The following is a 10571-nucleotide window of genomic DNA, read 5'->3' on the forward strand; positions in this document are numbered from 1 at the left end:
ATACTAGCTGGTCCCATACCTGTTCCCATTACAGAAATCTTTTTACCTTTATATGTTCCAGTATATCCTAGCATACCACGCACTTCATTAAAACAAACTACATCTTCTAAAAATGTTTCTGCAATAAATTTCGCTCTTAAAGGATCCCCTGGTAAAAGAATCGTTTCCGCGATTTCTACTCCGTTTGGTTTAATATGTGGTGTTTGTTTATGTGACATCAGTTAGTCCCCCTGTAAATATATTAATAACTTTATTATACCTTTTTTTCTCACCTTAAACAAGAGATATTAAAAAAATAATTATCTATATTTTCCGTTGAATATTCTGAAAATAACGATTTTCTTCTAACATTTTATTATATACTTCTTCTTTATAACACACATCCCCCTATAAGCAACTCTTTTAATTAATATAATTATATTAACTCTTTTCAGAAAATAATTAACACTTAATTTTACCGTTTTCATAAGACTCTATAATATTCTTTTATCTTACTAGATATTTTCTATTGAAAAATAATTATATAAAAATTGAATATTAATAGTATTTTAAGCTATTTTGTTATATAATTAGTGTTATAAAAAAAATAAATTAGAAAGAGGTTTTTTTATGTTACAATTAGCTGTCTTTTTACCAGTAATTGCGATGTTTTTCGTACCTTTTTTAAGGAAAAACTTCAAAACCATCCATACTGGGAAATTTGTTATAGTTGTACCATTAATACTGTTTGGGTATTTTATTTCAAATCTTAAGTATATCTATTCAGGTGGAACAATCTATAAGAAACTAGCATTTGTTCCTAACGTAGGACTTGATATCAACCTAAATCTTGATGGTTTATCACTTCTATTCTCATTACTAATTACAGGAATTGGTACTCTAGTAATACTATATTCATGTTACTATATGAGTATTACAGATGAAAAATTACATAAATTTTACATATTTTTACTAATATTCATGTCAGCCATGTTAGGTGTGGTTTTATCTGACAACATGCTTAGTATGTATATGTTCTGGGAGATGACATCTGTTTCTTCTTTCCTATTAATTAGTTACTGGCACGAAAATGATGCATCTAGAAAAGGAGCACTAAAATCACTTATTATTACTGTCTTTGGTGGAGTCCTAATGCTAGCAGGAATTTTCGTTTTAAATAATATTACTGGAAGTTTTAACGTTAGTGAAATTATAGAATTTACTAAAAATCACGGATACAACAATAAATATGTAGTAGCAATGATTCTTATAATATTCGGTGCATTTACAAAATCAGCACAGTTTCCATTCCATATTTGGTTACCCGATGCCATGGCGGCACCGACACCAATCAGTAGTTACCTACACTCAGCTACGATGGTTAAAGCTGGAATCTATCTATTATTAAGAATTGGAATTGTATTCTCATTTACTTCTTCATTTGGTAATATTCTTATCATTTTTGGGACTATTACTATGCTAATAGGTTCTATTTCTGCAATATTCCTAAAGGATTTAAAAGGAATTCTTGCATATTCAACTATTAGCCAACTTGGTATGATGACTCTTATGATAGGTATAGCTAACCTTGGTCTATACAACGATAATCACTACGTTTATACATTCGCATTTTATGCAGTATGTTTCCATATTATTAACCATGCAGCATTTAAAGCAAGTTTATTTATGATTACTGGTATTATTGATCACTCATTCCATACACGTGATATCGAAAAACTTCGTGGTATCAAAAGATATATGCCACTTAGCTTTATATTAAGTATTATCGCTGGGTTCTCTATGGCAGGAATCCCACCTTTAAGTGGTTTCTACTCAAAAGAATACTTCTTAACGGTAGTTTATGGATTAACGCAATCGAGTATGCTATATATGATTATCGTAATAGCTGTAGTTATTGGAGCTTTAGGAACTGCTATTTATTCGTTAATATTAGCATTCAAACCATTCTTAGGTAAATTCGATAACTCTATACTGGGCAATAAGAAATTACATCTTCCAAGTAATGGTATCTTTATATCACCAATAATACTTGTAGTCTTCGTAATTATTAACACATTCATAAAAGATTACATAGTTATTCCAGCGCAACAATCTGCCCTAGCTGTAAAAACAACTAATAACGAAGTAATCACTCATGTCCATCATGATAGTTTCTTCTCAATAGAACTTCTTACTTCTATTATTGTTATCATTGCAAGTTTTGTAATTTATAAATTATTTGCAAGTGGAAATGGAATCTATAGTATAAACCCTACTATTATTTCTATTCATGGAACATATAATAACTTAGGTAACTTACTACACAAAGTAAGTGGTACCCTTCATGATACATTTGTTACAAATCAACTTAGAAGAAATATGAGTTATATCTTTGTAGTATTATCTGCAACTATTATTGGTGGTTACTTTGCAATCGGTAGACCTATGTTAATTAATAACTTTTCTACAATTCATTACATGAATATTTTCATAGGACTATGTATAGTCGTGTGCTGTGTCGCTCTAACTACAGTGTATAATAGGCTAGTACTTATTATCCTTTCTTCTGGAATTGGATTTATGATGACTGCACTATATGTTACATTTAGAGCACCAGACTTAGCAATGACACAATTTGTAATTGAATCAATTTCTACTATTATTTTCTTAATAGCATTCATTCTATTAACTGATAAAACAAAACAAGTAGAAAAACAAAGTTTTAAACTTACTAACGCAATAATTGCGACACTAACTGGTATTAGTTTTATAATCGTAGGACTTGTGTCTTACGCTTATAAAAATCCATCAGAAATTAGTCAATTTTATTTTGATAATGTTGTAGCATCTGGTGGAGGAAACATAGTAAATGTTATTATCGTGGACTTTAGGGGATTTGATACCTTGTTCGAAATAACAGTTATGACTATGGTTGCATTAATCATTTATGCTATGTTTAAAATCATTAAAAGAGGAGGACCAAAAGATGAAAACTAATGATATGATTTTAAAATCATTATCCGCAATTATTTCAGGATGTATATTTTTACTTTCGCTTAGTTTGTACTTTGGTGGTCACTTCCTTCCTGGTGGTGGTTTCGTCGGAGGACTCCTTTGTACAATGGCATTAGCTCTAGCAATGTTTACATATGGAATAGATAGAGTCAATAAACTTCTTCCTATTAATTATGTATATGTAACTGCTATTGGATTACTTTTTTCTATTGGTACGGCGTTTAGTGGTGTTGTAGTCGGAAAGAATTTCTTCAAACATCATTTCACTCATATTCACGTTCCAATAATGGGAGAAATGGAATTACATACAGCTGCAATATTCGACTTAGGTGTATACTTTGTAGTTGTTGGAGTTCTTATGTCGGTAATTTTAGCTTTCGGAAAGGATGGTAAATAATGGAATTTTATATGATTATCTTATGCGGTATTCTTGTTGGATTTGGTGTTTACCTTATGCTTTCTAAGAGTATGATGCGTATAATAATTGGGGTTGGTCTTTTTGGTCATGCTGCTAACCTTATTATACTTATCGCAGGTGGTTTATATGATGGCGATATTCCTATTATCTCAGAACTAGGAAAAAATTATATAGATCCTATTCCAGCAGCACTTATTCTTACTGCCATCGTTATCGGATTCGCAGTAACTTGTCTTTTAATTTCAATCTACATTGCTAACTATAAATTAAAAGGAAGCGATAATGTAATTGATCTTGAAGATGTAGAAAATATGAAGGAGGAAAGAAATAATGCATAGTAATTTACCTGTTATACCTATATTTATCCCCCTTCTATTCGCAGCAATAACGGTATTATTTAGAAAAAGAATAGCAATGCAACGTTTATTAACAACATTGGCTACACTACTTGTTCTTGCATTTTCTATATTAAATATCTATATGGTAAATAAACACCAAATACTAATATTAGAGATGGGGAATTGGGCTAGTCCATTTGGTATTACTTTAACATTAGATGGACTTAATAGTGTTCTAGTTACAACATCTTCAGTTGTATTTCTTGCAACATTGATATATTCATTTAAAACAATTGATAAAGTTCGAGAACTTAGTTTCTTCTATCCTGGATTCTTATTAATCATGGTCGGAATAAACGGAGCTTTCACTACAGGTGATATATTTAACCTTTTTGTTTTCTATGAAATCTTACTTATGTCATCTTACTTACTACTATTAGTAGGTATTAATAAAGAACAACTTAAATCTTCTATTAGTTATGTACTAATGAATGTCTTTGCTGGTAGCTTATTTGTTATTAGTATTGGATATCTTTACACAATTGTTGGTAGCTTAAATATGGCATACATATCTCAAACAATCTCATCGATGGCTGATCGTCGTGGATTATACCTTGTCGGAGCTGTAATGATATTTGTGTTCTGTATGAAGGGCGCTCTATTCCCACTATTCACATGGATGAATAGATCATACGCTGCACCACCAATTGCAATCTCAATAATCTTTGGAGCACTGCTAACAAAAGTTGGTCTTTACTCAATAATTAGAACATATGGATTGTTCTATTATGAATCAAACTTCATCAAGTCTTATATATTAATACTTGGAGCAGTCTCAATCATAGCAGGTTGTATCGGAGCTATCTATCAAAAAGATTTAAAACAAATAGTAATTTTTAATATTGTAATTTCTCTTGGAGTTATGGTTTGCGGAACTGCAACACTGAATACTTTCGGTGTTAAAGGTGCTTTACTCTATGCAGTAAACGACATATTACTAAAAGCTGCATTATTCATAGTTGTTGGATTAATAATTTACGTTAGCGGAGTCAAATATCTTCAAAAATGTGGATTAATCAATAAATACCCTCTTCTTGGTTGGACATATTTTATTATAGTTCTGTCATTAGCAGGAGTTCCACCATTCAGTGGTTTCTATGGTAAAGCACTAATAATTAAAGGTTTAGTTACAAATAACAATACATTTATTGCTATATTAGTAGCATTATCTGGATTAGTTGTATTTTACTCTTTAATTAGAATATTCTTAAATGTATTCTACGATAATATCAATAAGAGTTTAATCTTAAAACCTCTTCCAAAAGGTGTCCAAATTCCTCTTATTGCTATCGTAGCAATAGCACTTATTATCGGAGTAAGCGCTAATCTATTAGATGGTTTCTTCGATAAAGGTATACAAATGGTACTAAATCCTCAACACTATATCGACTTAGTACTTAAGAAAGGAGCATAATTATGGCACTACAATTTTTAATTAATATATTAGTTGGTGTAGTATGGACGTTCTTTTCAGGTAACTATAATTCTGAATATTTTGCAGTCGGATTTTTCTGGGGTATGGTGCTACTATTCATCTTTAGAAAAACATTTGCAAAAAACATTCTAGGAGATCAACTTTACTACATTTATGTTTATAAATGGATAAAATTACTCTTAATGTTCTTGTTTGAATTATTAAAAGCAGATATAAATGTTTTAAAATTAATGTTCAAAAAAGATCTTGATGTTAACCCTGTTATTTTTGAATATCCTTTAGAAGTAACAAAAGACTGGCAAATTACACTACTTGCCAATATGATAACTTTAACACCAGGTACACTTACAGTCAATGTTGGTCATGATAATAAAACACTTCATATTCATTGCCTTGATACTGATGATATTTCTGGTGAGATTGAAGGTATAAAAAATAGTTTTGAAAAAGCAATACTGGAGGTTGATTTAAATGGATAAAGTATTAGACTATTCAATTTTACTAGGTATATTCGCTAGTATTGCAATGATATTTTTCTTATTAATTTATATCATAAAAAAACCTAGCATATTTGATAAATTAATAGCTAGTGATCTACTTGCTATGCCGCTGATGTGCTTAATAGTTTTAGTTAGTATGTACTACAAAACTTTTTCTTATATTTCACTTATACTTATCATAGCTATTATATGTTTAGTAGGTACAGTTGTTACTGCTAGATTCTTAGCTAAAAAGGAGGTCTTTAGTGATGATACTAAATAGTATTTTAGACATTATTATTATACTTCTAATTTTAATCGCAGTAATAGCAATGCTATCAACAGTAATAGGATTTATTAGATTACCTGATGAAATAACTAAAATACATGCCGCAGGAGTTACAGGATCTTTCGCTATAGAATTAATTCTTATAGCTGGATTTATATACTTCTATCGTTATCTACATGTATTTGAATATAAATTTTTATTAGCAATAGTATTCTTATTCTTAGCTGCTCCAGTTTCAGCACACATGATATCTATAAGCGCAATAATATATAATAAACATGTATATTCTAAAAATAATAAAGATGAAGCTAAGAAAGTATTAGACGATATTGAACAATTAAATAATTAATAAGATTATCAAAAAGTTAAAAGCATTTAAATTATAAATCACTCTTTAACTTTATGAACAACTACAAATCTAAAAGAAGCTACTTGAAAATATGATTTTTAATCAATCTATATTTTAAGTCGCTTCTTTTTTTATATTCTATGCGATAAACCTATCTAATTTTATAATTTTAAATAATTGCTTATATGATATTAATTCCCCACTAAAACGCTTAAAACAACCCTAAACCTTGACTAATTTCATTTTATATAGTAATATTCATATAGATTATAAAACAAGGAGTCATTTTTTTATGAGAAAATATTTTGGAACTGACGGTATTCGTGGTATCGCAGGAGAATCACTAACAGCCGATTTGAGTTTTAAAGTAGGTAAAGCTCTTGGTAAATTACTTACTGAAAAAAAAGAACATCCAAAAGTAGTAATTGGTAGAGATACTAGAATTTCATGTGACATGATTGAACAAGCACTAACAGCAGGTCTTACTAGTACAGGAGTCAATGTAATGACAGTCGGTACTATACCTACTCCTGCTATTGCTTATTTAACAAAAACAATTGAGACAGACAGCGGAATTATGATTTCTGCTTCACACAATCCTTATCAAGATAATGGAATTAAAATTTTTGGACCTGATGGATTCAAACTTTCGGATGAACAAGAACTAGAAATAGAATCATTAATTGATAATTCTGAACAAATAAAAAACGCTAGTTTTGACAAAATTGGAAAATTATATAGTGGTAACGAATTAACACAAAAATATATTCAACACATTAAACAATCTATCACTGGAGATTTATCTGATATTAAAATTGCATTAGATTGCGCTAATGGTGCAACAACTGGTGTAGCTCCTTTTATTTTTGGTGATTTAGAAGCTGATATAGAAACTATCGGCTGTCAACCAAACGGTATCAATATTAACGATAACGTAGGTTCTACAAAAATCGAGACAATTTCTGAATTCGTAAAAGAAAATAACGTAGATGTAGGATTTGCCTTTGACGGAGATGGTGACAGAGTTTTAGCTGTTGACGCTAAAGGACATGTTGTTGATGGCGATAAAATCATGTTCATTCTTGCAAAACACCTTAAAGAACAAGGTGAACTAAAAGATAACATGGTAGTTTCTACAGTAATGAGTAACATAGGATTCTACAAAGCAATTGAAGAAAATGGATTACAATCTGTTAAAACTGCAGTAGGAGACCGCTACGTAGTTGAAGAAATGCGAAACAACAACTATTCACTAGGTGGTGAACAATCAGGTCATATTGTACTGATGAATTATGCTACTACTGGTGACGGTATTTTAACAGCTGTAAAACTTGCAGATATAATTAAAACTTCTGGAAAATCTCTTGAAGAATTAGCATCTGAAGTTAATATCTATCCTCAAAAGCTAGTTAATATTAAAGTAGTTGATAAAAAAGCTGCAATGGAGGATGTCGAAATTCTAGCTGAATGTGAAAAAGTAGAAAAAGAATTAGAGGGGAATGGACGTATCTTACTACGTGCATCTGGAACAGAAAACCTAATTCGAGTAATGGTGGAAGCAAGTAGCAATGAGCTAACTGATAAATATTGCGAACAAGTAGCTAAAATTGTTCGTGAAAAATTTGAAATAAAATAACATAGAAAAGAAAACTATAAAAAGAAGTTAGAATTTATAACCTAACTTCTTTTTATTTTTTGTATTCTCTTAGTATACAATTGTACACATGATTCAACTTAAAAGATAAGCCAGTAGCTACACAACCATCTTAGATAAATACACTACTACCTTAAACATTTTTTTATATTTCAATTTATTTCCTTTATAATGATTTACTTAATATTGTATTAATTTTTTCTTTCTATACAATTAGTACATTAAAAATGTATATATATACACAAGATATTTACATCTTTACAGTAAATTTAAACTAGCTATTTTTTACTATAATATTAACGTTGTTTGTAGTTAAAATACAAATAATATAGTATATTATTATCAAAATTTTAATCTTTTTATGTAAATCGAGTTTTATTAATATTTTACCAAAAAAAAATATCAATTTTTTAAAAAAAATTTTATTTTCCTCTTGTTTTTTGTATATACTTCTGTTATACTAATAAGTGAAGTAATTGTTATATTACTTCATATGTTCTTTTATTATAAGTCTCCCTAGCTTATAATAAAGACTTTTCATATTTACTCCCTTATTTCTACCTTACAATATTTTTTGTAAGGTAGGTTTTTTTATTTTCCTCTATATGTTTTTTTCTCAAAAACTTATTGTTTTTATGTATTTTTTTAGATTTCATCATGTTTTTTTTCTGAATACAACAAAATTTACTTGACTTATTTTCTTTCCTGAGGTAAACTTTAATGTATAAACACAAAATAAAATAAGGAGGGACAAGTATGATAAAGATAGAAAATTTAAATGTTACCTATAACCAAACTCCTGCCCTTTCTAATATTAATTTAGAAATTAAAGGACCTGGTATTACAGGTATAATAGGGCCTAACGGTGCTGGTAAATCTACCTTAATAAAAGCCGTTTTGAATATAATACCCTCGACTGGTATTTCAAAAATTGATGACAAGATTGCAAAAGAAAATCTTGACAATGTCGCTTACGTCGAACAAAAAATAAATATTGACTACAACTTTCCAATAAAAGTTAGAGAATGTGTTTCTCTTGGCTTATATTCTAAGATTGGAATACTAAAAAAATTAAAAAAATCTGATTGGCAAAAAGTTGATGACGCTTTAAAGTTAGTTGGTCTAGAGAAGTTCTCTAATAGACAAATTAGTGAACTATCTGGAGGACAGTTTCAACGTGTGTTGATAGCTCGTTGTCTTGTACAAGATGCTAAATATATATTCTTAGATGAACCTTTCGTTGGTATCGATTCAGTAAGTGAGGAGATTATCATGAATACACTTAGAAATCTTCGTGATAAAGGACATACAATATTAATAGTACACCACGACTTAAGAAAAGTTCATTCATATTTCGACACTATACTTCTTCTTAATAAAGAAATTATTGCATACGGTGGTACAGAAGAAACTTTCACAAGAGAAAACTTAACTAAAGCATATGGCACTGACCTATTCTTTATGGGAGGTGACACTAATGATTAAAGAGTTTATTGATGGACTTTATAGTTTTCATTTCTTACAAAATGCACTTATTACTGCCATTGTTATTGGGATAGTTGCAGGTGCTGTAGGATGTTTTATAGTACTTAGAGGTATGTCTCTTATGGGAGATGCGATTTCACACGCAGTTCTTCCTGGAGTAGCTCTATCATTCATTTTAGGTATAGATTTCTTTATTGGTGCAATCGTATTTGGTCTATTAGCATCGATTATCATTACATTCATTAAAGGTAATTCGATAATCAAAAGTGATACAGCTATCGGAATTACATTCAGTTCATTCCTAGCATTAGGTGTAATTTTGATAAGTGTTGCAAAAAGTTCTACAGACTTATTCCATATCTTATTCGGTAACATATTAGCAGTACAAGATATCGATATGTATATTACTATTGGTGTTGGAGTATTCGTGCTTTTAGTTATCAAGTTATTCTTCAAAGAATTACTACTAACTTCATTTGATGAACTACTAGCTAAGGCGATGGGAATGAGAGTTAACTTCTATCACTATCTACTAATGATATTATTAACCCTAGTATCTGTTACAGCAATGCAAAGTGTTGGAACAATTCTGATTGTAGCTATGCTAATTACACCTGCTGCTACTGCGTATTTATATGCTAACAGCCTAAAAACAATGATATTTTTATCATCTACAATTGGTGCATCTTGCTCAGTACTTGGATTGTTTATTGGATACTCATTCAATATTGCAGCTGGATCTAGTATCGTATTAACATCTGCTATTGTTTTTGCAATAAGTTTCTTTATTGCTCCAAAACAACGCTTTGTTAAACATAAAAAATAATATAATTTTGGTAATAATATACAAATAATAAAATAGTATCAATCTAATTAAATATAAATAACCCCTTTAAATAAACTTATAAAAAATAAAATACTTCCAAATAAGTTTGTTTAGAGGAGTTATTACGGAGTTCTAATTGATAATGATTATTATTAGTTATGTAAATCTATTTTATTTTTGTTTTTACAAATAAATAATAAAGGAGGCCTATAATATGAAAAAATTAGGTTTTAAAAAATTAAGT

The 10571-nt window shown here is 29.5% G+C and carries 10 protein-coding genes and 1 pseudogene; 10 read left to right on the top strand and 1 reads right to left on the bottom strand.

Going from position 1 to position 10571, the window contains the following annotated elements; genetic code table 11:
- Positions 1-218 (bottom strand): annotated as a pseudogene (locus RWN11_RS05710) (purine-nucleoside phosphorylase); the annotation flags it as partial.
- 391 nt (positions 219-609) lie between these two features.
- On the opposite strand from RWN11_RS05710, the gene mbhE reads away from it, so the two are divergent.
- From mbhE to RWN11_RS05760, 10 genes are all read left to right on the top strand, one after another.
- Positions 610-2976, top strand: a complete 2367-nt coding sequence (gene mbhE / locus RWN11_RS05715) for a hydrogen gas-evolving membrane-bound hydrogenase subunit E (RefSeq protein WP_314160808.1) — start codon at positions 610-612, stop codon at positions 2974-2976.
- The gene (locus tag RWN11_RS05720; RefSeq protein WP_314160809.1) at positions 2966-3391 is read left to right on the top strand and encodes an MnhB domain-containing protein; all 426 of its coding nucleotides are present in this window, start codon (positions 2966-2968) and stop codon (positions 3389-3391) included. The genes mbhE and RWN11_RS05720 overlap by 11 nt, the downstream gene beginning before the upstream one ends.
- A complete protein-coding gene (locus RWN11_RS05725; RefSeq protein WP_003147003.1) occupies positions 3391-3750 on the top strand; it encodes a Na(+)/H(+) antiporter subunit C in 360 nt (119 codons plus the stop codon). The genes RWN11_RS05720 and RWN11_RS05725 overlap by 1 nt, the downstream gene beginning before the upstream one ends.
- Positions 3743-5224, top strand: a complete 1482-nt coding sequence (locus RWN11_RS05730) for a proton-conducting transporter membrane subunit (protein WP_314160810.1) — start codon at positions 3743-3745, stop codon at positions 5222-5224. The genes RWN11_RS05725 and RWN11_RS05730 overlap by 8 nt, the downstream gene beginning before the upstream one ends.
- Positions 5225-5226: 2 nt before the next feature.
- Positions 5227-5724 (top strand): Na+/H+ antiporter subunit E, encoded by a 498-nt coding sequence (locus tag RWN11_RS05735; RefSeq protein WP_314160811.1) that lies wholly within the window; start codon positions 5227-5229, stop codon positions 5722-5724.
- Positions 5717-6007 (top strand): monovalent cation/H+ antiporter complex subunit F, encoded by a 291-nt coding sequence (locus tag RWN11_RS05740; protein WP_314160812.1) that lies wholly within the window; start codon positions 5717-5719, stop codon positions 6005-6007. The genes RWN11_RS05735 and RWN11_RS05740 overlap by 8 nt, the downstream gene beginning before the upstream one ends.
- Positions 5994-6362, top strand: coding sequence for a monovalent cation/H(+) antiporter subunit G (locus tag RWN11_RS05745; RefSeq protein WP_314160813.1), 369 nt, complete (start codon positions 5994-5996; stop codon positions 6360-6362). Before RWN11_RS05740 ends, RWN11_RS05745 begins: the two co-directional genes overlap by 14 nt.
- Positions 6363-6654: 292 nt before the next feature.
- Positions 6655-7998 carry a phosphoglucosamine mutase gene (gene glmM, locus RWN11_RS05750; RefSeq protein ID WP_314160815.1) on the top strand — a complete coding sequence of 448 codons (1344 nt, stop codon included), beginning with the start codon at positions 6655-6657 and terminating at the stop codon, positions 7996-7998.
- 774 nt (positions 7999-8772) lie between these two features.
- Positions 8773-9501, top strand: coding sequence for a metal ABC transporter ATP-binding protein (locus RWN11_RS05755; protein WP_314160816.1), 729 nt, complete (start codon positions 8773-8775; stop codon positions 9499-9501).
- Complete coding sequence (locus tag RWN11_RS05760) at positions 9494-10327, top strand: metal ABC transporter permease (protein ID WP_314160818.1); 834 nt, start codon at positions 9494-9496, stop codon at positions 10325-10327. The genes RWN11_RS05755 and RWN11_RS05760 overlap by 8 nt, the downstream gene beginning before the upstream one ends.
- Positions 10328-10571: the final 244 nt, after the last annotated feature.

This window comes from uncultured Gemella sp. (genome assembly GCF_963519265.1).
Lineage (GTDB): Bacteria > Bacillota > Bacilli > Staphylococcales > Gemellaceae > Gemella.

Bases quoted from the DNA above. Each gene is read 5' to 3' on its own strand.
- mbhE (WP_314160808.1), top strand. From the start codon at position 610: ATGTTACAATTAGCTGTCTTTTTACCAGTAATTGCGATGTTTTTCGTA.
- RWN11_RS05720 (WP_314160809.1), top strand. From the start codon at position 2,966: ATGAAAACTAATGATATGATTTTAAAATCATTATCCGCAATTATTTCA.
- RWN11_RS05725 (WP_003147003.1), top strand. From the start codon at position 3,391: ATGGAATTTTATATGATTATCTTATGCGGTATTCTTGTTGGATTTGGT.
- RWN11_RS05730 (WP_314160810.1), top strand. From the start codon at position 3,743: ATGCATAGTAATTTACCTGTTATACCTATATTTATCCCCCTTCTATTC.
- RWN11_RS05735 (WP_314160811.1), top strand. From the start codon at position 5,227: ATGGCACTACAATTTTTAATTAATATATTAGTTGGTGTAGTATGGACG.
- RWN11_RS05740 (WP_314160812.1), top strand. From the start codon at position 5,717: ATGGATAAAGTATTAGACTATTCAATTTTACTAGGTATATTCGCTAGT.
- RWN11_RS05745 (WP_314160813.1), top strand. From the start codon at position 5,994: ATGATACTAAATAGTATTTTAGACATTATTATTATACTTCTAATTTTA.
- glmM (WP_314160815.1), top strand. From the start codon at position 6,655: ATGAGAAAATATTTTGGAACTGACGGTATTCGTGGTATCGCAGGAGAA.
- RWN11_RS05755 (WP_314160816.1), top strand. From the start codon at position 8,773: ATGATAAAGATAGAAAATTTAAATGTTACCTATAACCAAACTCCTGCC.
- RWN11_RS05760 (WP_314160818.1), top strand. From the start codon at position 9,494: ATGATTAAAGAGTTTATTGATGGACTTTATAGTTTTCATTTCTTACAA.